Origin of the sequence: Delftia sp. HK171 (assembly GCF_001886655.1) — a bacterium.
GTDB lineage: Bacteria > Pseudomonadota > Gammaproteobacteria > Burkholderiales > Burkholderiaceae_C > Comamonas > Comamonas acidovorans.
The window spans coordinates 5,554,072-5,579,436 of the sequence record NZ_CP018101.1 but is presented as its reverse complement, the minus strand read 5'-3'; the positions used below and the strand labels follow the sequence as shown (position 1 = coordinate 5,579,436).

19 protein-coding genes are annotated in these 25,365 nt (G+C 64.8%); 8 read left to right on the top strand and 11 right to left on the bottom strand.

Annotated elements, in window-relative coordinates; all coding sequences use genetic code 11:
* The first annotated feature begins 4 nt into the window (after positions 1-4).
* Positions 5-556, top strand: a complete 552-nt coding sequence (locus tag BO996_RS24955) for a cupin domain-containing protein (protein WP_012207095.1) — start codon at positions 5-7, stop codon at positions 554-556.
* 1 nt (position 557) lies between these two features.
* On the opposite strand, the gene BO996_RS24950 is transcribed toward BO996_RS24955, so the two are convergent.
* Both BO996_RS24950 and BO996_RS24945 read right to left on the bottom strand, forming a co-directional pair.
* Entirely contained in the window at positions 558-1,565 is a 1,008-nt protein-coding gene (locus tag BO996_RS24950) for a bifunctional helix-turn-helix transcriptional regulator/GNAT family N-acetyltransferase (protein WP_071956656.1), read from the bottom strand.
* Positions 1,566-1,720: 155 nt separating this feature from the next.
* Positions 1,721-3,379 carry an L-lactate permease gene (locus tag BO996_RS24945; RefSeq protein WP_013800968.1) on the bottom strand — a complete coding sequence of 553 codons (1,659 nt, stop codon included), beginning with the start codon at positions 3,377-3,379 and terminating at the stop codon, positions 1,721-1,723.
* Positions 3,380-3,598: 219 nt separating this feature from the next.
* On the opposite strand from BO996_RS24945, the gene BO996_RS24940 reads away from it, so the two are divergent.
* A complete protein-coding gene (locus BO996_RS24940) occupies positions 3,599-4,774 on the top strand; it encodes an alpha-hydroxy acid oxidase (RefSeq protein WP_034396710.1) in 1,176 nt (391 codons plus the stop codon).
* A gap of 64 nt (positions 4,775-4,838) precedes the next feature.
* On the opposite strand, the gene BO996_RS24935 is transcribed toward BO996_RS24940, so the two are convergent.
* A complete protein-coding gene (locus BO996_RS24935; RefSeq protein ID WP_071956655.1) occupies positions 4,839-6,539 on the bottom strand; it encodes a 2-isopropylmalate synthase in 1,701 nt (566 codons plus the stop codon).
* Positions 6,540-6,834: 295 nt separating this feature from the next.
* Between BO996_RS24935 and BO996_RS24930 the strand changes: the two genes are divergently transcribed.
* Entirely contained in the window at positions 6,835-7,668 is an 834-nt protein-coding gene (locus BO996_RS24930; protein WP_071957211.1) for an AraC family transcriptional regulator, read from the top strand.
* 18 nt (positions 7,669-7,686) lie between these two features.
* Here BO996_RS24930 and BO996_RS24925 read toward each other — a convergent pair whose 3' ends face one another.
* Positions 7,687-8,235 (bottom strand): DUF3455 domain-containing protein, encoded by a 549-nt coding sequence (locus BO996_RS24925; protein ID WP_071956654.1) that lies wholly within the window; start codon positions 8,233-8,235, stop codon positions 7,687-7,689.
* Between the two features lie 312 nt (positions 8,236-8,547).
* Between BO996_RS24925 and BO996_RS24920 the strand changes: the two genes are divergently transcribed.
* The 5 genes from BO996_RS24920 (at position 8,548) to BO996_RS24900 (ending at position 14,284) form a co-directional block, all read left to right on the top strand.
* Positions 8,548-9,132 carry an RNA polymerase sigma factor gene (locus BO996_RS24920; protein WP_013800973.1) on the top strand — a complete coding sequence of 195 codons (585 nt, stop codon included), beginning with the start codon at positions 8,548-8,550 and terminating at the stop codon, positions 9,130-9,132.
* 37 nt (positions 9,133-9,169) lie between these two features.
* A complete protein-coding gene (locus BO996_RS24915; RefSeq protein ID WP_043821459.1) occupies positions 9,170-9,997 on the top strand; it encodes an anti-sigma factor in 828 nt (275 codons plus the stop codon).
* Between the two features lie 232 nt (positions 9,998-10,229).
* Positions 10,230-11,168 carry a DMT family transporter gene (locus BO996_RS24910; protein ID WP_043821460.1) on the top strand — a complete coding sequence of 313 codons (939 nt, stop codon included), beginning with the start codon at positions 10,230-10,232 and terminating at the stop codon, positions 11,166-11,168.
* A gap of 42 nt (positions 11,169-11,210) precedes the next feature.
* Positions 11,211-12,533, top strand: a complete 1,323-nt coding sequence (dinB, locus tag BO996_RS24905) for a DNA polymerase IV (RefSeq protein WP_071956653.1) — start codon at positions 11,211-11,213, stop codon at positions 12,531-12,533.
* Between the two features lie 191 nt (positions 12,534-12,724).
* The gene (locus tag BO996_RS24900; protein WP_012207084.1) at positions 12,725-14,284 is read left to right on the top strand and encodes a methyl-accepting chemotaxis protein; all 1,560 of its coding nucleotides are present in this window, start codon (positions 12,725-12,727) and stop codon (positions 14,282-14,284) included.
* 853 nt (positions 14,285-15,137) lie between these two features.
* Here the strand turns inward: BO996_RS24900 and BO996_RS29335 are convergent.
* The 7 genes from BO996_RS29335 to BO996_RS24855 form a co-directional block, all read right to left on the bottom strand.
* Complete coding sequence (locus BO996_RS29335; RefSeq protein WP_153053755.1) at positions 15,138-15,488, bottom strand: hypothetical protein; 351 nt, start codon at positions 15,486-15,488, stop codon at positions 15,138-15,140.
* Between the two features lie 432 nt (positions 15,489-15,920).
* Positions 15,921-16,469 (bottom strand): hypothetical protein, encoded by a 549-nt coding sequence (locus BO996_RS29890; protein ID WP_232240421.1) that lies wholly within the window; start codon positions 16,467-16,469, stop codon positions 15,921-15,923.
* Positions 16,427-21,718, bottom strand: a complete 5,292-nt coding sequence (locus tag BO996_RS28850; protein ID WP_083571231.1) for a phospholipase effector Tle1 domain-containing protein — start codon at positions 21,716-21,718, stop codon at positions 16,427-16,429. Before BO996_RS28850 ends, BO996_RS29890 begins: the two co-directional genes overlap by 43 nt.
* Positions 21,718-22,656, bottom strand: coding sequence for a TadE/TadG family type IV pilus assembly protein (locus BO996_RS24870; protein WP_071956652.1), 939 nt, complete (start codon positions 22,654-22,656; stop codon positions 21,718-21,720). The genes BO996_RS28850 and BO996_RS24870 overlap by 1 nt, the downstream gene beginning before the upstream one ends.
* Before the next feature lie 59 nt (positions 22,657-22,715).
* On the bottom strand, positions 22,716-23,879 hold the full coding sequence (locus BO996_RS24865; protein ID WP_071957209.1) for a hypothetical protein: 1,164 nt from the start codon (positions 23,877-23,879) through the stop codon (positions 22,716-22,718).
* Positions 23,880-24,036: 157 nt separating this feature from the next.
* Positions 24,037-24,423 (bottom strand): DUF192 domain-containing protein, encoded by a 387-nt coding sequence (locus BO996_RS24860; RefSeq protein WP_071956651.1) that lies wholly within the window; start codon positions 24,421-24,423, stop codon positions 24,037-24,039.
* A complete protein-coding gene (locus BO996_RS24855; RefSeq protein WP_071956650.1) occupies positions 24,423-25,355 on the bottom strand; it encodes a type II secretion system F family protein in 933 nt (310 codons plus the stop codon). Before BO996_RS24855 ends, BO996_RS24860 begins: the two co-directional genes overlap by 1 nt.
* Positions 25,356-25,365: the final 10 nt, after the last annotated feature.

Genomic DNA, 25,365 nt, shown 5'->3' with positions numbered 1-25,365 from the left:
ATCCATGACCGATTCCAGCCTGCCCCCCATCCGCCGCGTGATCACGGCCAACGACGCACAGGGCCGCTCCTTCATCGCCGAGGACGGCGCCTCGCCCGCCGTGCGCCTGGTCGAGGAACGCCCCGGCTACCGCATCACCAACCTGTGGCGCACCGATGCCTCACCCGCGCAAATCAATGCGCCCGACACCATTGCCATCCACCAGGGCGTGGCACCGCCGCCCTATGGCACGGTGCTGCGCATCCTGGACATTCCGCCCGAACCTGCCGATCCGCAGGAGCTGGCGCGTGCCCTGCATGCCACCTTTACACGCATGTACGGCGACGCCCACCGCAACGTGCAGCCCGGCGAGCATCCGGGCATGCACCGCACGGATACCGTGGACTACGCGCTGATGCTGGAGGGCGAGCTGGTCGCCATCCTGGATCGCCAGGAAACCGTGCTGCGCGCCGGTGACGTGCTCATACAGCGCGGCACCAACCATGCCTGGGCCAACCGCTCGGGCCGGCCTGCGCGCATTGCCTTCGTGCTGGTGGCGGGCGAGCAGGGCTCCTGACTCAGGGGGCCTGGACTGCCCATGCCGCCACGCCAGGGCGTGGCCGCACGAAGCGCTGCTCGATCACGGTCTCGCCCCATTGCTGGCCTGGCCATTCCTCGGCCAGGGTGAAGCCTGACGATTCGTAGAGCCGGCGTGCTGCATCCAGGCCCCGGAAGGTCCACAGCTGGGTGGCCTCGAAGGCCTGCTGGTCGCAGAACGCCAGGGCCTGCTGCAGCAGCTTGCGCCCCGTGCCGGCGCCGCGCAGGCCGTCTTCCAGGATGAACCAGCGCAGGTGCGCCTGGCGGCCCTCGGGGTGCTTGCCAAGGTCCTCTCCATCGATGGCCACGGAGCCCACGACGCGGTCGCCGTCCAGCGCCGTCCACAGCTGGTTGCAGGGCTTGTCCAGCCGGCCGGCGAACTCGGCCAGGCCGCTGGCCACGCGGCTTTCGAAGAAGACGCCAAAGCCTGCGTGGCGCGCATAAAAGCGCGCATGCATGTCCACGATGCGGCCCAGGCAGCCGGGCCGGTATCCGGGCAGGACCTGTATCTGTGCGGGTACGGGCTGGGGCTGGGGCAGGGGCTCCTCCTGCCGGTGCGCCTGCAGCGCCCGGGCGTACAGTGCCAGCCCTTGGGCGACGGCCTGCTGCTGCGGCGCCTGCATGCGGTCCAGCGCCGCCGTCACCTGCTGGCGCCCGAAGGCCTCGATGGCGGCCAGCGTGCGCCGGCCCTTGGCGGTCAGGGCCAGCTGCTTGACGCGGCCATCCTCTCCATCGGCGGCCTCCTTCAGCTCGCCCGCCTCCACCAGCTTGCGCACCATGCGGCTGACGCTGGATTTCTCCAGCCCCAGGACCAGTGCCAGCTGCGAGGCCGCCATGCGCCCCTGTGCGCCGATCTCCAGAATGGCATGCACGGCCGAGGGCGGGTAGTCCGTGGCCGCCAGCGTGGCCTGCATGAAGCCCAGCTCGCGCACCATCTGGCGCGAGGCGGCGCGGATGCCATCCACCAGGGAAAGATCGTGCTGCGGCATGGGTGCTCCTTGGGGCCGTGCAGGGTTTGAATATGGTTGCATGGTACAACCATAAATGCCGCTGCGCATCTGTTGATGCAGCGATGCCTACCCCAGGCGTAAAAAAGCCGCCCGGCGCATGCGGGCGGCTGTAGCCTGGCGCAGATGCGCAGGGCTCAATTGACCATCAGGCGGAACGGCCAGACATAGGCCTGCAGCGTCACGAAGATGCCCATCAGGCAGGCCAGGGCGACGGAGTGGAAGAACACGTAGCGCAGGATGTCGCCCTCATGGTTGAACCAGCGCGTGGCCGTGGAGGCGACGACGATGGACTGCGCATCGATCATCTTGCCCATCACGCCCCCCGAGCTGTTGGCCGCGCCCATGAGGTTGGGCGACAGGCCCAGCTGCTCGGCCGCCACCTTCTGCATGCCGCCGAACAGCACGTTCGATGCCGTGTCCGAACCCGTCAGCGCCACGCCCAGCCAGCCCATCAGGGTGCCGAAGAAGGGGTAGAACACGCCCGTGTTGGCGAAGGCCAGGCCAAGCGTGGTGTCCGTGCCCGAGTAGCGCGTCAGCGTGCCCAGGGCCAGCATCAGCACGATGGTGATGAGCGAATAGCGCACCAGCCAGATGGTGCGCACGAACTGGCTGACCAGTTGCACGGGGTTGTACTTCATGACCAGGCCGCCCACGATGGCCGACAGCAGGATGCCCGTGCCCGTGGCCGACAGCAGGTTCAGCGTGTAGATGGCGCCTTCCTTGGTGGGCTGGCGCACGACGGGCGGCACCTTCTCGATCAGGTTGTGCAGGCCTTCCATGGGAAAGGCGGGGGCGAACAGGCCGTTGAGCGCGGCCTTGACCGAGGGCAGGCCCCAGATGAAGACGAAGACCGTGAGGATGGCCCAGGGCGTCCAGGCGCGGATCACGTCGGCGCGCGGGTGCTGGGTCACGGCGCGGGGCGCCTGGGCCTCGCCGCCGCTGTTCTCATGGCCCTTGAGCGAGGTCGAGCGCCAGATGGTCCTGGGCTGCCACATGCGCAGGAAGCCCACCGTGCAGACCATGGAGACAATGGCCGCGATGATGTCCACCAGTTCGGGACCGATGAAGTTGGACACCAGGTACTGCGGAATGGCGAAGGACACGCCGGTCACCAGGATGATGGGCCAGATCTCCATCATGGCCTTGCGCCCGGCAAAGGCCCAGATCAGCCAGAACGGCACCAGCACCGAGAAGAACGGCAGCTGGCGGCCGACCATGGCGGTGACCTCCATCAGGTCGTAGCCGTGCACCTTGGCCAGCGTGATCACCGGCGTGCCCAGCGCGCCGAAGGCCACGGGCGCGGTATTGGCGATCAGCGACAGGCCCGAGGCGGCCAGCGGCGAAAAGCCCAGCCCGATGAGGATGGCCGCCGTCACGGCCACGGGCGTGCCGAAGCCGGCCGCGCCCTCGAAGAAGGCGCCGAAGGCGAAGGCGATCAGCAGCAGCTGGATGCGCCTGTCCTCGGTGATGCCGGCAATGGAGTCCTGCAGGATCTTGAAGCTGCCGTTCTTCTCGGTCAGCTGGTGCAGGAAGATGATGTTCAGGACGATCCAGCCGATGGGCAGCAGCCCCGTGAAGCCGCCGAACAGCGCCGCGCGCCCGGCCATGCCTGCCGGCATGTTGTAGACGAAGACCGCGATCACCAGCGCCGCAATCAGCCCGGCGCCGGCCGCCAGGTGGGCCTTCATGTGCAAAAAGCCCAATCCCACCAGCATGACCACGACCGGGATGGCCGCGAGCAGTGTGGACAGCCACATGTTGGAAAGAGGGTCGTAGACCTGCTGCCAAACCATAGGAGCGTCTCCTGAAGAGTTTTTAGGATGTTGTGCGGGGCGGATCGTCGCTCTCATGGCTGGTTGGCACACTAGCGTTAGCCCTCGGTTGGGCTGCGAGAGAGAAAATTTCAATCGGCGCACAAATCACTTCAAACCCGAACGGGTGACTGGAACGCGCCCTGCGCACTACCATGCTCGGCAGTCCCGCGGCATGCGGGTTCCAGAAAGCCAGAAAACGTGTCCACCGACCTTTCCAAAATCACCTGCATCGAAGACCTGCGCGTCGTGGCCCAGCGCCGCGTGCCGCGCATGTTCTATGACTACGCCGACTCGGGCTCCTACACCCAGGGCACCTACCGCGCCAACGAGGACGACTTCCAGAAGATCAAGCTGCGCCAGCGCGTGGCCGTGAACATGGAGGGGCGCAGCACGCGCACCACCATGATCGGCCAGCAGGTGGCCATGCCCGTGGCCATTGCGCCCACGGGCCTGACCGGCATGCAGCACGCCGATGGCGAGATCCTGGGCGCGCGCGCGGCCCAGGCCTTCGGCATTCCGTTCACGCTGTCCACCATGAGCATCTGCTCCATCGAGGATATTGCCGAACACACGGCCCGCCATCCGTTCTGGTTCCAGCTCTATGTGATGCGTGACCGCCGGTTCATGGAGCGCCTGATCGAGCGTGCCCGTGCAGCCAACTGCTCGGCCCTGGTGCTGACGCTGGACCTGCAGATCCTGGGCCAGCGCCACAAGGACATCAAGAACGGCCTGTCCACGCCCCCGAAGCCCACGCTGCGCAACCTGGCCAACCTGGCGACCAAGCCGCACTGGTGCCTGGGCATGCTGGGCACCAAGCGCCGCACCTTCGGCAACATCGTCGGCCATGTGGATGGCGTGGCCGACATGAGTTCGCTGTCGTCGTGGACCGCCAGCCAATTCGACCCCAGCCTGAACTGGGGCGATGTGGAGCGCATCAAGAAGCTCTGGGGCGGCAAGCTCATCCTCAAGGGCGTCATGGACGCCGAGGACGCGCGACTGGCGGCCGACAGCGGCGCCGATGCGCTCATCGTCAGCAACCACGGCGGCCGCCAGCTCGACGGCGCACCCTCGTCCATCGAGGCGCTGCCCGGCATTGCCGAGGCGGCGGGCAAGGACATCGAGGTCTGGATGGACGGCGGCATCCGCAGCGGCCAGGACGTGCTCAAGGCGCGTGCCCTGGGCGCCCAGGGCACCATGATCGGCCGCAGCTTCCTCTACGGCCTGGGCGCCTACGGCCAGGACGGCGTGACGCGTGCACTGCAGATCATCCAGAAGGAGCTGGAGACCACGATGGCCTTCTGCGGCCATACGCAGATCGATACCGTGGACCGCAGCATCCTGCTGCCCGGAACCTATCCGGGCGCCGTGCGCTGAACCGGCAAAAGCCGCACGAGAAAAGGACCGCCACGGCGGTCCTTTTTTCCTTTCAGGCTGCGCCTCAGGCTTGGGCAGGTACGCGCCGGCTTTCCGGCTGCGCCGCCACCAGCCGGCCCGCCGCATGCAGCACGGCCAGGATGGACGCGGTCACGATGTTGGCATGGCGCCCCGCACCGAAGCGCGTGCCCGCCACGCCGGGCAGGGCGGCCTCGACGATGGCCAGCGCCATGGCCCCGGCGCCCTGGCCCAGGCTGCGCTCCTCGTAGTGGTCAATGCGCAGCGCCACGCCCAGGTGCTGGCCGAGGGCGGCGGCCACGGCATCGATGGGGCCGCTGCCTTCGCCATACAGCTGCAGTCGAAGGCCGTCTGGCCGCACCACTTCCAGCGCAATGCCCTGGCCCTGGGCGCTGTCGAACAGGTGGTGGCTGCGGTAGTGCCAGGGAAGCTGCAGGGGTGCGAGGTAGGTCGCCTCGAACAGCTTCCACAGGTCGTCGCTGGCCAGCTCGGCCTCGCAGGCGTCCGCCTGTTTTTGCACCACGGCGCTGAACTCCACCTGCATGCGGCGCGGCATGGTCACGCCATGGTCGCGCTGCAGCAAAAAGGCAATGCCGCCCTTGCCCGACTGGCTGTTGACGCGAACGATGCTGTCGTAGGTGCGGCCCAGGTCCTGCGGGTCGATGGGCAGGTAGGGAACGCGCCAGGGCGCATCGGGCCGCTGCGCCGCAAAGCCCTTGGCGATGGCGTCCTGGTGCGAGCCCGAGAACGCCGTGAACACCAGGTCGCCTACATAGGGGTGGCGCGGATGGATGGGCAGGGCCGTGCATTCCTCCGCAATGCGCGCCACGGCGGCGATGTCCGAGAAATCCAGGCCCGGCGCGATGCCCTGCGTGTAGAGGTTCAGCGCCAGCGTCACCACATCGAGGTTGCCGCTGCGCTCGCCATTGCCGAACAGGCAGCCTTCCACGCGCTGGGCGCCGGCCAGCAGCGCCTGCTCGGCGCAGGCCACGCCCGTGCCCCGGTCGTTGTGCGGGTGCACGGACAGCACGATGTGCTCGCGCCGTTCCAGGCGGCGGTGCATCCACTCGATCTGGTCGGCGAAGACATTGGCCGTGCTCACTTCCACCGTGGTCGGCAGGTTGATGATCATGGGCCGCGCGGGGCCTGCATCCCAGGCGCGGATGGCCGCGTTGCACACGGCCAGCGACACGTCGAGCTCGGCCATGCAGAAGGTCTCGGGCGAGTACTGCAGCACCCATTCGGTCTCGGGGTGGGCATCGGTCAGTTCGCGCAGCAGGGCGATGTGGTGCTCCACCATGGCGATGATCTCGGGCACCTGCATGCCGAAGACGATCTCGCGCCAGGCCGGGGCAATGGCGTTGTAGAAGTGCACGATGGCGCGCCGCGCTCCGGCCACGCTGTCCACCGTGGCGCGGATCAGGTCCTCGCGCAGCTGGGTGATGACCATGGGCGTCACGTCGCCGGGGATCAGCCCGTTGTCGATCAGGTGGCGCACGATGCCGTAGTCGGTCTGCGAGGCCGAGGGAAAGCCAACCTCGATCTCCTTGAAGCCTATGCGCACCAGTTCGTGGAACAGGCGCAGCTTGCGCTCGCGGTTCATGGGCTCGAACAGGGCCTGGTTGCCATCACGCAGGTCGGTGGACAGCCACACGGGCGCCTGGCTCAGCTGGCGTGAGGGCCATTGGCGCTCGGGCAGGTCGATGGCGGGGAAGGGAAGGTATCTGGACGCGGGATTCTTCAGCATGCGGGCCTCGCAGGAAACGCTGGGGTTTGCAGCCACCGGATCGGCCGGCGGCCCCGCTCTCCTGGCTTCCCGGTGTGGGAAGCTGCGCCAGGCCGGGATCAGGGAGAGTCGGTGCGAAATGCGGCGCCTGCGCAGGCGCCCGGACCCCGGCCATGGGCCAGGGGTGGTAGGGAGGGCGAGGGCAGGCGGTGCATGGTGCGATGGCGGTGAATCACAGGGAACGGGTGCCAGTTTGCGGGCAGGGTGCTTGTCTGTCTTTATAGAATTTCTCATTTTCTATATGGATCTGGACAATATGCGCACGACCCATGTCCCGGCTTCGGCAGCCTCCGTTCCCTGCAGCCATGCCGGGCTGCCCGAGCTGCAGGCCGCCGCACCGCTGCCGGTCACGGGCGTGGCCGCCGACTATCCGGCGGGGCTGGAGGTGGAGGAACACTCCCACGAATGCTGCCAGCTGCTCTATGCCGTGCAGGGGGTGCTGGAGGTGCGCGCAGGCAGCGGGCGCTGGGTGGTGCCGCCCACGCGCGGCGTCTGGCTGCGCTCGGGCGTGCCCCACGGCCTGCGCATGCGCGGCGCGGTACAGGTGCGCAGCCTGTTCGTCGATGCGCAGGCCGCTGCAGCCCTGCCGGGTACGGACTGCGTGATCGAGGTCTCTCCCCTGCTGCGCGAACTCATCAGCGAGGTGGCGCGCTGGCCTGCATCGGCACCGCCGGGGCGGCGTGAATCCATGGTGGTCGAGCTATTGCTGCAGGAGCTGCGCCAGCCGCCCGTGGTGCCGTTTCACCTGCCCTGGCCGCAGGATGCGCGCATGGCTGCTGTCTGCCATGCGCTGGCCGAAGGAGACGGGGCGGATGGCTTTGCCGCCACAGCCGCCGGCTGGGCTGCACGGCTGACCATGGGCGAGAAGACCTTCCATCGCCACTTTCTACAGGCCACGGGAATGAGTTTTGGCCGCTGGCGTCAGCGCGCACGGCTGCTGTCATCCATGCAGGCGCTGCTGGCCGGAAGGCCCATCGTGCAGGTGGCGCTGGAGGCCGGCTATGAAAGCCACAGCGCCTATTCGCTGGCCTTCAGGCGCCAGTTCGGCATGCCGCCCTCGGCCTTCGGGGCCAGGGGCGACAGGCCGTAGGGGGGGGGCCGGGCCGCGTCAGGCGGCCTTCCAGATGATGTAGTCGGCCTGGTACTGCACGACCTGCTTCTGGCCCAGCGTGGAGCTGTTGCAGGCCATGGAAGGGGCCACGCCGCCGCGCGTGGCCACGCGCTGGATATAGGTCACGCCCTGCATGGCGCCCATGCCGGTGGCGGGCTCGGCCTTGACAAGTTGCATGGGGATGTTGCCCGCGCTGGACGGAGCCACGGCGACCTGGGTGGCCGTGACCTTGGAGCCGTCCTGGTGCGCCCAGGTGGCGGGCGGGCCGAAGTAGCGGCCGATGACGCGGCCCTGGCGGTCCGTCAAACGCGCATCGGGGCCGACAAAGGCCCATTCCTGCTCCATCGCCTGGTCCTTCTTGGCGCGGCATTCATAGGTGATCTGGCCTATGCCCACCGTCTCCATGGCAACCTTGTGGCCTGCGGGCACCTGCACGGCGGCCGGCAGGTCGGTCTGGGAATAGCTCTTGCCCATGTCCATGGAGGAGCAGGCGCCAAGGGTCAGTGCGGCCATGGTGGCCAGGCCGAGGGGGAGGATGTAGCTCATGAAGGTCTCCAGGTCGATGGGTTGAGGGGTGTCGCCTTGAACCGCTGTCCGGGGCGCGACACAGGGAATACGCAGCAAGGCAGCGGCTGGATTCACCTGGATGGAAAAAAATTTATCCGCATCCGGTTCGCAATGCGCTGCGTATTGCTCACGGAGAGCCGGTGCAAGCCGGGAGACCCCTGCCAGACCTTCTGCAAACCCCCGGCTGAGCACCGATATGCCCCTTGAATCCGATCGAAAGACAGAACAAGCCCCCGGGCGGCCACGCAACAGTGCGGGCCACGGGGCCGCCCGCTCGCCCACAATGCGTGCATGGGCACCACACCAACCGACCAAGAGCTGATGGACCTTCTGGACCGCATCGCAGCGCAGGACGAGCCCGCGCTCCGCAGCCTGTACGAGGCCACCTCGTCCCGGCTGTACGGGCTGGCGTTGCGCATCCTGCGGCACAAGGACTGGGCCGAAGACGTGCTGCAGGACAGCTACCTGCACATCTGGCGCAGCGCCTCGGGCTACCGGGGCACGCTCAGCCCGCCGTTGGCCTGGATGGGCCTGGTGGTGCGCAGCCGGGCCCTGGACTTTCTGCGCCGTCGCCGCGCCGAACGCCTGCACCTGAACGAAGAGTTCGACGAGGCGCAACTGGCGGCCCATGGCGGTGGGAACGATGAAAGCCAGGGCCCGCTGCAACTGGCCGAGGCCAGCGAACAGGCCGTGGCGCTGTACCAGTGCCTGGAGCGGCTGGAAGGCCGCCAGCGCGAGGTGGTCAGCCTGGCCTATCTGCGCGACCTCAGCCATGGCGAGCTGGCGGGCCAGCTGCAACTGCCGCTGGGCACGGTCAAGACCTGGATACGGCGCGGCCTGGAGCAGCTGCGCCGCTGCCTGTCACGCCATGCGTGAAGCAGTTGACATGCTCTGAGCGGCCAAAGGATTTGCCATGAATATTTCCCGACACCCCGAACTGCTGGACCGGCTGGCCGCCGCTTACGCCCTGGGCACGCTGCGGGGCGCGGCACGCCGCCGCTTCGAGCAACTGGCCCGTGACCAGGCCCCGGTGCGCGCTGCCGCCCTGCTGTGGCAGGGCCGCTGGTCGGCCCTGTCCGAAATGCAGGCGCCCGTACGCCCTGACGATGCGGTCTGGGTCCGTATCGACAACCTGCTGCAGGCCGAAAAGGCCCGCGCCGCCCAGGCGCACCGGCGGCGCGCCGACGATGCGCCTGGCATGGCCCGGCGCACGGAATCCGCCGTGGGCCGCGCCCTGGCCTGGTGGCGCGGCGCCGCCGTGCTGGGCGCCTGCGCCACCGTGGCGGCCGTGGCCGTGGGGCTGTGGTCGCACCAGGACCTGCGCCAAAGCGGCGAGCGCCAGCTGGCCGTGCTGAACAACCAGTTGCAGGCCACCCAGGCTGCGCTGCAGGCCGCGCCCCAGATCCAGTATGTGGCCGTGCTGGCCGACGACAAGGCCGATGCCTCCATGCTCGTGACCTTCGACCCCGGCAAGAACACCCTGGTGCTGCAGCGCGTGGGCGACTTCCATGAGGCCTCCGACAAATCACTGCAGCTGTGGGCCCTGCCGCCCCAGGGCGGCCCGCAATCGCTGGGCGTGCTGGGACGCGACAAGCTGGTCAAGCTGACCGCTGCGGCTGCCGAGGTCCAGGGCGTGCCTGCCCTGGCCATCAGCCTGGAGCCCAAGGGCGGCGTGCCCAGCCAGACCGGGCCCACGGGACCGGTGCTGTTCAAGGGCGCTCTGATCCGGCGCGACCTGTAGCGCGCAGCGCAGGCCCGCTCGCCATTGGCGACGGCCGTGCTGCTGCACAACGCAGCCTGCTTGCCCTGGCCAGAGCAGGGCGCGCGTGCAGCGCTGGCTGGCCGGCCTCTGTTTCGCTGCCGGGCGCGGCAGCCTTCTCCAAGCGCGTGCGCCTGGTGCCCGACCGGCGGCTATGCTGGCCGGCACTCAGCCGCCCGCGCCTTGCCGGCGGTGCCTTCCCTTTTTTGCCGACATGCTTTCTTCCCTCCAAGACCTGACCTGGCTGTGGGTGCCCGTGGTGCTGTTCGCCGCAGCCGCCCAGACTGTGCGCAACACGGCGCAGCGCTCGCTGACCGCCGAGCTCGGCACCCTGCCGGCCACCCTGGTGCGCTTTCTGTACGGCCTGCCGTTTGCAGGCATCTACCTGCTGGCGCTGTACCTGGGAGGCGATGGCGCCTGGTCGCTGCCCCGGTTCTCCTGGGCCTATCTCGGCTGGATCGCGCTGGGGGCCTTCTTCCAGGTCGCGGCCACGGCGGCGCTGCTGCTGGCCATGAAGGAGCGCAACTTCGCCGTGGCCGTCACCCTGTCCAAGACCGAGGTGCTGCAGGTGGCCCTGTTCGCCGGCATCTTCCTGCATGAGTTGCCCACCGCCGTGGCGCTGGCGGCCATGGCGCTGGCCACCTTCGGCGTGCTCATCCTGTCGCTGCCGCCGCGCGGCCAGATGCTGTCGCTGTCGGCCTGGGCCAGCCGCTCGGCGCTCTACGGCCTGGCCTGCGGTGCCTGCTTTGCCATCGCCACCGTGGGCTACCGGGGTGGCGCCGTGGAACTGGCGCGCCTGGGCGAGATATCTCCCTGGCTGTCGGGCGCCTGGGGCGTGCTGATCGCCCAGCTCATGCAGACCCTGGGCCTGGGCGCCTGGATCGCGCGCACCCACGCGCAGGGCCTGCGCCCCATCTTCCGCGCCTGGCGCGTCTCGCTGCTGGCCGGCGGCATGGGCGCGGCCGCCTCGCTGGCCTGGTTCACCGCCTACGCCATGCAGGGCGCGGCACCCGTGCGCACGCTGGGCATGGTCGAGGTGGTGTTCAGCTACATCGTCTCGCGCCGCGTGCTCAGCGAAAGCCTGAGCCGCCAGGAAATGATCGGCATGGCTCTGATGGTGCTCGGACTGGTGCTGATCTGCCTGCAGGGATGAATGGTCCAGGGCCTGTGTGAACAAGCCTTGCAGGCTGTATGAATGCACAGTTGCCGCAATAATGGCGGCGTGCCTGAAACGACACCCACGACACCCCCGACACCCGCAAGCCCTGCCGATGCTGCGCCCCCGCGCCGCATCGCCCACCTGGACATGGACGCCTTCTATGCGTCGGTGGAACTGCTGCGCTATCCGCAGCTCAAGGGACTGCCCGTGGTCATCGGCGGCGGACGCCGCGCGCACGACGAGGCGCTGGATGCGCGCTACGCCGGCCGGCTGCACGAGATTCCGGTGGACGAGTTCTCGCGCCTCAAGGACTACGTGGGCCGGGGCGTGATCACCACGGCCACCTACCCGGCGCGGCAGTTTGGCGTGGGCTCGGCCATGGGCATGATGAAGGCCGCGCGCCTGTGCCCCCAGGCCATCCTGCTGCCCGTGGACTTTGCCGAGGTGCGGCGCTTCTCACGCATGTTCAAGGAAATCATCGTCTCCATCGCCCCGCTGATGGAGGACCGCGGCGTGGACGAGGTCTACATCGACTTCACCGACGTGCCTGGCGGCCAGCGCGAAGGCGGGCGCGTGCTGGCGCGGCTGATCCAGAAAACCATCACCGACGCCACAGGCCTGACCTGCTCCATCGGCGTGGCGCCCAACAAGCTGCTGGCCAAGATGGCCAGCGAATTCAACAAGCCCAACGGCATCTCCATCGTCCAGCCCGACGATCTGCAGGCCGTGATCTGGCCGCTGGCCTGCCGCAAGATCAATGGCATAGGCCCCAAGGCCGATGCCAAGCTGCAATCGCTGGGCATACAGACCATTGGCGAGCTGGCCAAGCAAAGCCTGCCCCAGCTCGTGCAGTGGTTCGGCCGCGCCTACGGCAACTGGCTGCATGGCGTGTCCTGGGGGCGCGATGAGCGGCCCGTGGTGACGCACAGCGAGCCCGTCTCCATGAGCCGCGAAACCACCTTCGAGCGCGACCTGCACGCCGTGCGCGACCGGGCCGAGCTGAGCGCCATCTTCACCGACCTGTGCGAACGCCTGGCCCAGGACCTGCAGCGCAAGGGCTACATGGGCCGCACCGTCGGCATCAAGCTGCGCTACGACGACTTCAAGACCGCCACGCGCGACCACACGCTGGAGCTGCCCATGGCCGATGCCGCCACCCTGCGCCGCGCCGCAGGCCAATGCCTCAAGCGCGTGCCCCTGGCCAAGCGGCTGCGCCTGCTGGGCGTGCGCGTGGGCAACCTCGTTCGCACGGCCGACTGGAACGCCACCGCCCACGACCCGCTGGCGCGCGAGCAACTGCTCAGGGGACCGGCACAGGCCGCGCCGGACAGCGATCCCTTTACACCTCAACTGTTCTGAATCATCACCACAAATCTGGCGCACACGCTGTAAACCCATGCACCAGTTCCGAGCATGAGACTGCGGTTGCCGTGCTGTGAGATGATTTGGAAATGTGAATTTGTGTTTCCGTTTGATGGATTCCGGTGGCTTCAGAGCGTTTCGCCATGCCATTTCACAAGAACAAGAGACATCCCAAAGGAGTGGTACCCATGCGCGTGAATTTGCCCGTCAGCCAGCTCAACTACGACTTTCCGGGCGATGAGCTGCTGGTATCCGTCACCAACACCAAGGGCGAGATCACCCATTGCAACCCGGCCTTCGTGCGGGTCAGCGGCTATTCCTACGAGGAACTGATCGAGCAGCCGCACAACCTGATCCGCCACCCGGACATGCCGGCCGCCGCCTTCAAGGACATGTGGCGCACCATCGCCCACGGCTACCCATGGACTGCCCTGGTCAAGAACCGGCGCAAGAACGGCGACCACTACTGGGTGCGCGCCAACGTCACGCCCATCATGGAAGGCGGCCGGCCACGCGGCTACCTGTCGGTGCGCACCAAGCCCCGGCCGGACGAGATCGAAGCCGCCGAAGCCCTCTATGCCCGCATGCGCGCCGAAGCCGATGCCGGCCAGGAAACCCTGCGACTGCGCGGCGGTGAACTGCGCCGCCTGGGCCTGGCAGGCCTGTGGGACCGCCGCAGCGACCTGGGCCTGACAGCCCGCATGGCGCTGATGCTGGGCGGCGTGGGCCTGGCGGCCATGCTGCCCGACCTGCTGGGCTGGCAGGGCGCCGCAGCCTGGGGCACGCGCCTGGCCGCCTTGCTGGCGGGTGGCAGCTTTGTGCTGTGGCGCTTCCAGCAGCGCTGCGTGGCGGGCCTGGAGCAGGCCAGCGGCTTTGCCGCCGACATTGCCAGCTGCCAGCTGGGCACCAACATGCAGCACGACTACAGCGGCCCCATGGGCGCCCTGATGCAGCGGCTGCAGCAAATCCAGATCAACCTGCGCGCCGTGGTCGGCGACGTGCGCACCGAAATGCGCGGCTTTGCCACCACCGCCCACGAGATCGCCCAGGGCAGCTTCGACCTCGCGCAGCGCACAGAATCCCAGGCCACCAGCCTGCAGCAGACGGCGGCCTCGATGGAAGAGATATCAGGCACCGTGGCGCAGACCGCCGACACGGCCCAGCTCATGGCCCATGAAAGCGACCAGAGCCGCCAGGTTGCCGGCAAGAGCGGCGCCGCCATCCAGGAAGTGGGCGCTGCCATGGAGCACATCCGCGGCTCCTCGCGCCGCATGGGCGAGATCATCGGCGTGATCGAAAGCATTGCCTTCCAGACCAACCTGCTGGCCCTGAATGCCGCCGTCGAAGCAGCACGCGCAGGCGAGCAGGGCCGCGGCTTTGCCGTCGTGGCGGGCGAAGTGCGCGCCCTGGCCCAGCGCAGCGCCTCAGCCGCCAAGGAAATCAGCGGCCTCATCAACCGCACCGTGGACGGCATCAACGATGGCAACGCCCGCATGGACGCCGCAGGCCGCACCATCGACGGCATGGTCGACGCCGTGGGCCGCGTCAGCGATCTGGTCCACCAGATCAGCATCGCCACGCGCGAACAATCCGTAGGCATCGCCCAGGTCAACGACGCCGTGGCCCAGCTCGACTCCGTCACCCAGCAAAACGCCGCCCTGGTCGAACAATCGGCCGGCGCGGCAGGCTCGCTGCGTGCCAGCGCCCAGTCGCTGGAGCGGTCGCTGGAGGTGTTTACGTTGCGGTGAGGGGAAGGGCCGGCAGGATGACGCCGGCTTGGGGCAGGCCACGGTCAGGTCATGGCCTGTGGCTGCCTTGAAATGCCAGGGCAGTTCAGAAATCCCGGCTTTCAATGAAACAGAATTCGGTGCGATTGGCGCCTGAGTCGGTCTTGAGGCGAGAGTCCGCGCTCACGATATGCAGCTCGTTGCCATAAGCATGCACGTAGTTGAAATCATTGCCGGATGCCACTACACCTGATTCTGTATCTATGCTTGTATGGACTGATTGGTCTTGATGACTGATGCGGTGTACTAGGAGCTTCCTATCATTTACGCCAACCCAGGCAATGTCTTTGCCCACCTCTACCATCTTCCCAAAAATGGAAGCGATGTTCTGACGTTGATGAAGCTTGGTTCTCCCTAGAAATCCAAAATTCTAAGATCGTTTTTCTACATAAAGCTGCTAGCCGATCTAGTAGCTGATGGCCAGATATCCGCGATGGAGTGCAATGCCTGTGGTTGCAATTTCCGCTCAAAGGCTATTTCCATGTTCTGTATTGACTCTCCTATTGGCTTTGTTTAATTTCGAAATGTGATTTGGTATTCTTGAGAAGGTCATGGAAATCTCAATTAATAAAAAGTATCTGTTAATTGTTTTTGAATGTGAATCGTTAAATGATTCTTGAATTAATTTGATATGTGTTCATATTCCATTCTGTAATCCTTTGTTGTCTTGCATCATCTTGTTCGAATTTTTTGAGTTGCCGTAGGAAATGTTGAAATATTTTTACCATTTCAGATAATTTATGATGTTTTCAAGTATGTATACTAATTTTCGCTTGTATACATGTCTTGCAAAAAGTGGTGGAGAATAATTATTTTAATTTAACATATCCAGGCATTCTTTCTTTTTTTCTGAGTTTGATTCTGGAAATGATTCTTTGATTTCATTCATTATATAATCATTAATCATTTTGTATTCTTCCGTTTTTCTTGACGCGGCTTGCTGTTCCTTTGTTGTGTCGCTATATGAGGTTTCCATCTTTTTCTTCCATTTCTCGAACGCCTCAGGCGTGACTGATTTGCAATAATGCTCATATGAGTCGGTTAGTGATAATTTATATTCCAAAGGAAAATCAAAGACGGCAAAGCTTGGTGTGTGTGTAAGCAATAATTTCATTAAAATATAGAATCCGAAAAGATGCCGAGTTGAGGAAATTTTCTTGTGCATGATGGTTTTGATAATTTGAATGGATTGATGTTTTTTTGCTTGAGTGAAGATTAATAATTATTCTAATTAAAGAAGACGGTTATTTAGGGTTTGGCTAGGGTGTGCACATTCTATGTCATGCAGTTTTTTATTTTCATGATGTTTTTTGTTGAGTTGCATCAAATTTTCTTGTGATAGTTTTATATTCGGTTGATTATTTCTGCTGCGGCATCGCCACCTATAAGGCTTTGCGATTATCTTGGCCTTATCTTCCTTGAAAATTACCCTCATCAATAACTGGGTATTTATGTGATCTGGTTGGACTTGGGTGACACGCTCTAAGGTAGGCAATGGCACGTGTGCCCGCCTGCAGATCGCTAGGCGTCAGATCCTGCTGGTCTAGGATGCGCCGGCCTTCCTCGTCATATGCGGGATTGTTGCAAGCGTATCAATTCATCGCCATTTATAAGGTTCCGCAGTAATTCCCACCTTGTCATCTCGAAATATGATAATCATCTTCAATTGGGTGTTCAGGCGGTCTGCTTGGATTTTTTCAATAAGCTCTGGATTCAATATAGATGTCAGGTCTACACGTTGTATATGGTGGGCATTTGTGGCCTGTAGTTTCTTGTAAATTTCATCACTTGCGCTGGAGTATTTTATTTCGCTTGGAGTATTGTTTGACCAATCGGAGAATTCTTTGCTATGTAGAAACCACTCTACTTCTACCGATTGCGGTATTCCGCCTTTAGTATCTCCTGGCATGAAGCTCATCATTGCTCCTTCGGTATTACTTGGGCCTAAATAGCCAGGTATTGGCCCTCTCTTTCCATCAAAATCAAACCTTCTGGTTGTTAGCGGGCGAAGACCTTTATTGTAAAATTCCAGTGATAGACCAATACCATCCCTACGACTGGCGCAACCGATTGCTGGAAATATTGTTGCTGCAAAAAAACAGCTTATTGCAGTGCGACGGTCAGTCCGTAATTTTCTTTCAACCATTTCGCATAATCCTTCATATCTATATCGCCGGTGATTGTTGATGAGCCATCCCTGTCAAACCCAGGTCTGTCTCTGTATTTGATGAATCTTTGGCTTTCAGCATGCGTCATTCCCTCTATTTTGGCAACACGGCGGTGCGTACATTCGCCTGTTTTTTCGTTGTTCTTCTTCAGGCAAAATAGACTATCTTCTGGAATGCCGCCAGATTGAGTTAAGCTTTTGTCGTGCAGAACTGGTTCGGTTATGGCGCCCCATTTTTTGTCGCCAGCGGCCTCCCAGCCTTTCATTGTCAGACCACTTTCCTTCGCCTTCTCAGCGATCCAGTTCAACGCCACATTCGATAAATCCCCGGTGCCAAAGCTGCCACCAATGTCTGCATGGCTGCCTATGAATCCAAGTTGAGTACCCCGATCTATAGATTCCCCCGGGAATAATTGGCGATGTTCATTGAGTGCGACTGCTTGAAAAACATGCTGCACTTCCGGAGGAATGGCCAGTTGCCATTGATCATTGAGGCGTCCGGTTGCACCGAACTGTGCCACCGTATCCCATAGGCCTAGAAACCGTAGCTCCATGCATTCGGATTTCTCTTTCCACTGCTGTTCTTTGATACGGGTGGCAACCCGGTTCGCAAAGTCCCGGCCCATGGCTGCACCACGGCTGAAACCCACGATATCGATGCTGACCTTTTTGCCGTCTGCAAACGTATGTTCCTCCATGAATTTGTCCAGATTTTTCAGCATATGGTCTACGCGCGCACGTGCGGTACTGGCTACCATGTGGTCATTCCATGGTGCTGTAATTTTGCTTTCGTCGTCATAGCGGCCAATGCCATTCATATACCATCTTCTTCCGTTCTTTTCTTGGTCATAAGCTAAATAGAATTTGTAAACGTTGGACCAAGTGTCTTTTCCTGGCGGAGGATTGGAATTACCTGTCCCATCAAACGCAAAAAGAATCAGCCCTTCCGGATCCACATACCTCAGCGGATTACCCCGCACATAGCTGTAAGGATTGGGTCCATCCGGCATGCCCAACGGATCGGGTGTGAGGTATTGGCCCCGGTCCGGGTCGTAGTAGCGGTGCAGGTTGTAGTGCAGCCCGGTTTCGGCATCGTGGTACTGGCCCGGCAGGCGCAGCGGCATTTCAAAGCCCGGGGCTGAAGGTTGGGACATCACCTGCTGCCGGCCAAACGCCGTGTAGCGTGCACGCCAGATCAACTGGCCCTGCGTGTCGGTGGCCGCTTCCACGGCACCCAGGTGGTTGGTGTGCAGCCAGGCCAGGCGTTCGCCGCCGCCGCCCAGCCAACGGCCCGCGATGGTGCCCAGGTCCTGCACGATGCGCCCCAGCGTGCCGGCGCCATCCGCAGGCTTGCGGCCTTGGGGCGTGTCGATGACGGCCAGGGGCCACTGGCCCAGGTGGATGTACTGGCGCGTGATGCGGCCCTGGGCATCGAGTTCGGCGCCGAGTTGGCCAGATTCGTAGAGGTACGCCCGGCTGCCTCCTTGGGCCTTGCCGGTGTGTTTTGCAATGCGCTCGCCCCGGTGGTTGTAGCGGTAGCGGGCCAGCGGGGCGCCCTGTTCGTTGACCTGTTCCAGCCGCCCCAATGCGTCCCAGCGGTAGCTGCGCGGGCCTGCCTGCAGGGGCTGGCCGTTGGCGTTGTACTGGGTGCGCTGGGTGGTTGTGTCTTTCTGGTCCGCTGCACGCTCGGCACTCCAGCGGTGGCTGCCTGGCAGGTAGGCGATGGCCCGCGTGCCCGCCTGCAGATCGCCGGAGGCCACGTTCTGCTGGTCCAGGGTGCGCCTGCCGGCCTCGTCATAGTGGTAGCGGCTGGAACGCAGTTCCTGGCCCGTGCGCTGGACCTGGACGATCAGGCGGTCGTGCATGTCGTAGGCATGGCTGTCCTGGTGCAAAGTCTGCGGGGCTTGGCTGTAGTGGTCCTGGCGCAGCAGCAGGTTGCCTTGGCTGTCCCACAGGTAGCGCATGTCCAGCAGGGCTTGGGGGTCGGTGGGCTGGCCCAGGGCTCCGGGCTGGTCGGGCGCCGGTTCGGCTGTCGTTTGCGCGGCAGTTGCTGCAGTGGCCTGTGCCTTGGCTTGCATGGGCTCGGCCGCATGGGCCGGGGTCAGGCCTAGCAGTTGCTCTGCAATGTCGGTAGGCCGGGCGCCCAGCATCCAGTCATGGGATGTGCCAGAGGCAGTGCGTGTGTTGTTCTTGCCGGTCTGGCGGTAGACGATGCGCGCCAGCAGGCCTTCGCGGCTGCGCTGATAGCGGGCCTCGATGCCGTTGCCTGCCTGCCAGCTGCGCAGTGCCACCAGATCGCGCTCGAATCCGGTGGCAATGGTTTGCGCCGGGCTGAGCCAGCGCAGCCAGGGAGTGCGCACGCGCTGCCGCTGCAGGCCGGTGATCTGGCCATGGCCGTCGCGCAGGTAGTGCAGCCAGCTGCCGTCGGGAAGGCTGGCGGCGGAGAGTCTGCCGTGGCTGTCGTATTCGTAGTGGAGGGTGTGGTGCTGGCTGCTCTCCCCGCTTTCACCGTTTGCACCGCTTTCTTCATGGCGGGTGATGCGCTTGCGCACGCGCAGGCCCCTGTCGTTGTATTCGTAGGCCTCGCTTTGCTCGGGATGCTCCAGCGCCACCAGCCTGGGGCCCTGGTAGCGCCAGCGGGTGGTGGTGGTGCGTGGCCGCGCGCCATCTTGCGGCAGTTGCGTGATGGTCTGGCGCAGGATGCGGCCGCGCAGGTCGTATTCGTAGCGCGCCTGCTGGCCCAGGGCGTCGCGGCCCGAGACCAACCGGTCGGTGGCGTCGTAGCCGCGAATGCTCAGGCCGCTGTCGGGGCTGAGGGTGGCGACGCTGCGGCCGAAGTCGTCGTAGAACTGGCGTGCCTGCGGTGCAGGTTCAGTGCCGGCCTCGTCTGCGGCGGATGGCGGCTGCTCTGGCGCGCCGGGCTGGTAGGTCTGCACCTGGGCCATGAGGCGGCTGCCGTCATCGGCGCGACCACCGTAGCGACCGGACTGCAGCAGGCGGCTTTCCGTGTCGTAGCGGTGCTGTGTGAAGCTGCCTCGGACATCGGCGCTCCACAGCAGGCGGCCCAGGGCGTCATGGTGCTGGCGGCTCTGGGCCGCATAGGCGGCATTGCTCGTCTTGTCCCCGTTGCCGGGCCAGCCGCCGGTGCCGGTTTCCGTGAGGTGGCCCAGCGCGTCGTAGCGCCAGCTTTGCTCTTGCAGCACGCTGGCGTCGGGGGCCAGGCTGCGCATGGCCACCAGTCGGGCCTGGGCGTCGTGGCGCAGTTCGGTGCGCCAGCCCGTTTCATCCTCCTTGGCCGAGGGATCCCGGCTGTGCATCTGGATGATGCGCCCGGCCTGGTCATGCTCCAGCGCCACGGCGGTGCCATCGGGCTGCAGCACGCGCGTGACGTGGCTGCCGCTGCGGTCCCAGCGCAGCCGCGTGAGATCGTTCTGCGCCGGGCTGCCGTCGTCATAGCCTGCCAGCGAGGTGGGCAGCGGCCCGTCGATGTCCACCAGCACGCTGCGGCCGTTGATCTCGGTGTAGCGGTAGCGCGTGCTGCGTTCGATGGGCGTGGCGCCGTCCGCATTGCCTGCGGGCTGGCCCTGGGCGTTCAGCGGACTGAAGCCCGCCTCGGTGATCTGCAGCGGCTGGCGGCTGCTGTTGTAGCGGATGAGGATCTGGTGTTCGCGCCCGGGCACGACGCTGGGCCGGGCGATGAGTTCGGGCGCGTATTGCTTCCAGGGGTCCTTGCCGTAGCCGTAGCGCACCTGCAGCTGCGGGGCCCGGGCTTGGCCTTGTGTGTAGGCGATGCGGTACACGGCCAGCGGGCGGCCGAAGGGGTCCAGGTCCGTGCGCGTGCCTTCCAGCGGGCGGCCTGCGGGATCGAGCTGCGTGGCTTCGGTCAGGCGCCCTTGCGCGTCGTACCGGTAGCGCATGTCGCCGGGGCCGCAGCTGGCGCAGCCCGGGCCGCGTACTTCAAGCAATCGCCATTGCCCGCCGATGGTGTCGTAGTGGTAGGTGGTTGTTTGCCCAAGGCTGTTGGTGAGGGTGTTCTTCCAGGGCTGGCTGAGGTCCAGGGTGACTTTTTCCTGCTGGCTGTCCGGCGGGCCGCGCACGCTCAAGATGGCGCGGCCGGTGTCGCCGTAGGCGTAGCTGGCGATGCGCTCGTCCATGGGCTTGCCGTCGCTGCCCTGGCCCTGGACGCTGATGCCGGTGAGCAAGGTGGGGTGGCGCGGGTCCTCATAGTGGTAGTGGCGCTGGACCGGGGCTTGGCCATCGGCCGATGTGAGGCTGACCTGCACGAGGCTGGCGTTCAGCTTGGCCTGGGGCTGGGTGCTGCCGGGCAACGGTGCGCTGCCGTGGCGGTAGTCGATGCGGCCCAGCGGAGTGTCGATGGCCTGCACGCCGGTGAAGCTGCCCTCGCCCGAAGATTGGGCGTAGTGCAGGCGCAGGCTGCGGCCCTGCGGATCGGTGACCTTGAGCAGGCGGTTGCCCTTGGCGTTGTAGTCCAGGCGGACCTGTTCGCCCGAGGGTAGGCTGATGCGGGTCAGGCGCCCCCGGTGGTTGAAGCGCAGCTCGCGCCCGTCCATCCACTGCCAGGTGTAGTGCCTGTCGGGGCCGGCTTCGGCGGCCTTGGCACCCTGGCCTTCGATGCGCACGATGCCGTTGCCCGGCTGCTCGCTGGCGCACAGGCTGGGGTGCTCGCGCAGCTTGCTGAAGATGATGCGGGTGCCGTCGGCCTGCACGACCTGCAGGTTGGTGGGGTGGTCGTAAAGGCGGGCCTCGTAGCTGAGCAGCCAGCCGCGGCCGAGCAGGCCCGGGGGCACGTAGGCCCGGCTGTAGCTGCTGTTGTAGTGGCGCACGACTTCCAGGCCGAGCAGGCCGGGCAAGGCGGGCATGTCCACTTCACGCTGGTATTTGTTGCCGTTGATGAGGTGGATGGGGTTGCCTGCGCCCTGGTGGGTGCTGCTGGAGTTGCCCTGGGTGGCGGGGCCTGCGCCGCCGCAGGGGCTGCCGCCGGGCGTGGGGGTGCAGGTGCCGCCGCCCGAGCCGCCACCGCCACCGCCGAGGTCGATGCCGCCGCCCGTGCCGGGGGCGCAGCTTTGCACGGTGGGGTCGCATTTGCTGGAGCCGCCGCCCAGATTGGGGGCGGCAGTCGCCAGGGTGGGCATGGCCTGGGCCAGCAGTGCAGCGAGGCACAGCAGGGCGCTGTGCAGCAACTGAATGAGGTACGTCCTAGTGAGCATCATGCTTTCCCCTCGCAACTGGGGCATTCGGCCCCTTTGCAGTCCTTGTCGTTTCCATCGCCATCGCCTTCATTGCCTCCATCTCCATCTCCGCCACCGTCACCGTCACCGCCACCGTCACCGTCTTCTTCACCCTCATCGCCCGGCCCCGGCGGCCCGACCGTGGTGCAGCCCACGGTTTCGCAATCGGGCGGTTCACCGGGTTCCGATGTATCGGGCTGGCCTGGGTCCTGCGGATTGCCCTTGTTGCCTTTGTCGGGAATGGATACCGTGGCATCGCTTTGCATGGCGTCGCTTTGCATGTGCAAGGTGGCTTGCGCGACGATGGGCAGCCGTCCGTGCCGTATGAGTTCGGTGTGGAAGGGGTCGCTGCCGTCGTCCAGCCAGCGCAGGTAGTGCTGGTAGATGCCGCGCACCAGCGGGATCTTGAGTTCGTAGCCGTGGGTGACGCGGATCTTGAGCAGGTTGGCGTCCTGCACGCTCTGGCCCGACTTGCTGCCAATGTCTTTTTTGTCTCGGTGCGCCAGGCCGGCGTTGGGGATGGCGGGCACGCCATATTTCTCTTTCAGGTGGGGCTCGCTCCAGTCCTCGAAGCTCTCGCGCGTGGGGTTGATGAGGTCTATGCGCAGGTGGCCTTCAAGGTCGGCCTTGGCCTTTGTCTTGGCATCCGCCAGTTCGTCACTGTTGCTGCCACCGCCATACAGCGGAACCATGGCGCGCAGATAGGCGTCACGGATATCGTCCATGCGCGCATGGGCCATGGTGCCCGCGCGGGCGGCCATGAAGCTGGCGTGATTGATCTGGTTCTTGTTGAAGAAAACCAGGCCGTACTGCAGCAGGGCCAGCCCCAGCAGGGTGATGATGGGGCCGACCACGGTGAACTCGACCATGGCGCTGCCGCGCTGGCGCGGCCTGCGGAATGAGGTGCTCTGGCGCATGAGGATGCCTGCAGGTTTGCGGCCGGCGGACGGGCTTGTATCCACCCGCTGGCCATGCTTCAGGGCCTGTTTGGGTGTGGCAGGGGGATGTGGATGGGCACGTCCGGTCCGGCCTTGTCCTTGCGCATCAGCATCAATTGCATGGTGCCCTGGGGGCCGGCGCCGAGGATGTGGATGATCTCGGCCTGCTTGCCGGTGATTTCGCCTTCGAGGCCATCGAGGGTGTAGTCCTGCCGGGTGAGGGGTGTGTCGGGCCGTGGAGCATCTGCGCGGACGTCGCTCGCAGGGCCTTCCAGCACGACGTTGATGCGTTGGCTGCGCGAGTCAGGGATCAACTGCGAGTTCACAAACGTCAGCTCTGGCACTTCCATCACTGTGCGCCTCTGGCTTTTGGGGTCTGTGTAGTCGATCTTTACGCCAGTGAGCTTGCCCGTGGCCGTATTGAATTCCGCCTCGTAGTTGACGCCGGTGTCCAGTATGTCGGTGGTGTACGGGTCCAGCCGTTGTGCCGTGCCGGCCAGCGTGCTGACACTGCCGATATAGGTCACGGTCGACTCGCTCGGCGCCTGGCTCTGGTCGGTGAGCAGTCTGATGGCGGAAATCCAGTTGGTGTTTTCGCTGCGCATGTTGGGCATGCGGCCGACCATGCTGAGGTTCTGGCCTTCCGAGAAGGTGGTGCCCCAGATGCCTTCCTCGTGCTGGTCCGGTGGTCCTACGAGGAAGATGACGCCTGCATCGCCGCTGATGTTCTTGTAGTGGCTCTGGCCCGCCTCCGGGTAGTGCGTGACCTGCGGGTACTGCCTGCCCTGCACGATGAAGGTGTTGCGCCCTACCTGGAAGTCGCGCCTTGCCATGCCGTAGGAGCTGTAGATGAAACTGCTTTCGATGGCCTGGCCCGGCTGCTGGCTATAGGTGAGTGTGGTGTTGTGGATCACACCCACGCCGCTGAAATCGATCAACGACGTTTGTGCATCGGGATCGGTGATGAGTTTGATCAGGTCAGACTCCTCAATGGCCGATGAGGTGGGTTGCAGACAGTTGCCCGTGCTGCTGAGTTTGGTGCACAGCGGGCCTGAGGGGGCGATGAAGACGCCGGAACTGGCGGTGCCTCCGGGGCCTGGGTCTCCCGCGCCGCCTTCGTTGCCGGAGCCGCCACCGCAGGCGGTCAGGGCCAGGCCAGCGGCGCAGGCCAGTAGCCAGGATGAAGGGTGTGTCAGCCGCATGTGCGTGGCACCGTGGTCTGTGGGAGAGGTGATGGATGGATGGTGCATGTCCGTAGGTTTTTCAATGCGTAGTGGAGGAAGGCCGGCAGGGCCGGCTGGCAATTCACTTTGGTGTGTTCTGGGCAATGCGTTGTGTGGGCACCTCCGCGGCGTTGCATTAGGAGTTGGACCCGTCAGGGGTGAAGGCGCAGACGTTCAGCGCAGCCCCGGCACCTTCGATGGGCCAGGGCTGCAACTGCATGCCCGGCACCAGGCCCTGGCAGGCGATGGCACCTGCACGCATCTCCAGCACATGGGCGCTGCCGCGTCCGCCCCGGCTGAAGCGCCAGGGGACAACGCCAGGGCGCAGGCCGGTGATGCGGCCCTGCCGGTCGAGGTAGACGATGTCGATGGCCTGCCGCATGAAGCAGGTGTGCACGCTGGTGCAGCGCGCGATGAGCAATGCGCAGCGGGCGGCGGGTTGGGCCTGGCCCATGAGGCCGGCAAGGCGCTGCCAGAAGCCGCAGGCCTGGCGCACCAGGAAGGGGGAGGGCGGCATCTGCATCACAGTCCCGAGTTCAGCAGCTTCATCGCTATGGGGAACAGCAAGACGATGAAGGTGCAGGGAAAGATGAAGGCGATCAGCGGAAAGAGCATCTTCACGGGCGCTTCCATCGCGAGTTTTTCCGCGCGCATGAAGCGTTCGGAGCGGCGCTGATCGGCCTGTGCCCGCAGCACGGGGCCGAGGTTCATGCCCATGCTCTCTGCCTGGATCACGGCGGAGGTGAAGTTGGCGACGCTCGGTTCGTTCAGGCGCTCGGCCATGCCGCGCAGTGCTTCGGCACGCGCCTTGCCGGCGCGTATATCGCGCAGCACGCGCTGGAATTCGTCGCGCACCAGTCCCTGGGGACCTTTGGCCACGGCCTGGGTCATGGCGCCCTGCATGTTCAGGCCGGCTTCCACGCACAGCGTGATGATGTCCAGGAAGAAGGGCAGCATGCGCAGCAGTTCGCGCCGGCGCACGGCGATGCGATCCCTGAGCCAGATGGCGGGGTAGGCCCAGCCCAGCAGTGCACCTGCGGCCATGGCCTGCAGATAGATGGACAGGGCGATGTGGCGCGCGCCGCCATCGGCGCCCCGGGGCAGGCCGTCGAAGCTGGAGACCAGCCACCAGGCCGCCAGCGCGGCCATCCCGGCGCCAACGATGCGGCTGGCGATGAACTGCGCAGGACTGAGCGCGTAGTCCAGTCCCGCCTGTCGCAACCGCAGTTGCACGGCTTGCGCGGTTCTGCCCGTTCCGAGCCGGGGCGACAGGTGGTGGCTGATCCACTGGATGGGCCACCAGACCATGCGCAGGGCCAGTGGCGGCGGATCCTTGTAGCTGCGGTCCTCGGCGGGAACGCTGCTCATCGAGTGGCCCAGGAGCCAGGCCACCAGGGCAGCACTGAGTCCGGCTGCCACAGCGATCAGGGCGAGTATCACGGTGTTGGAGTCCATGGCACGGCCT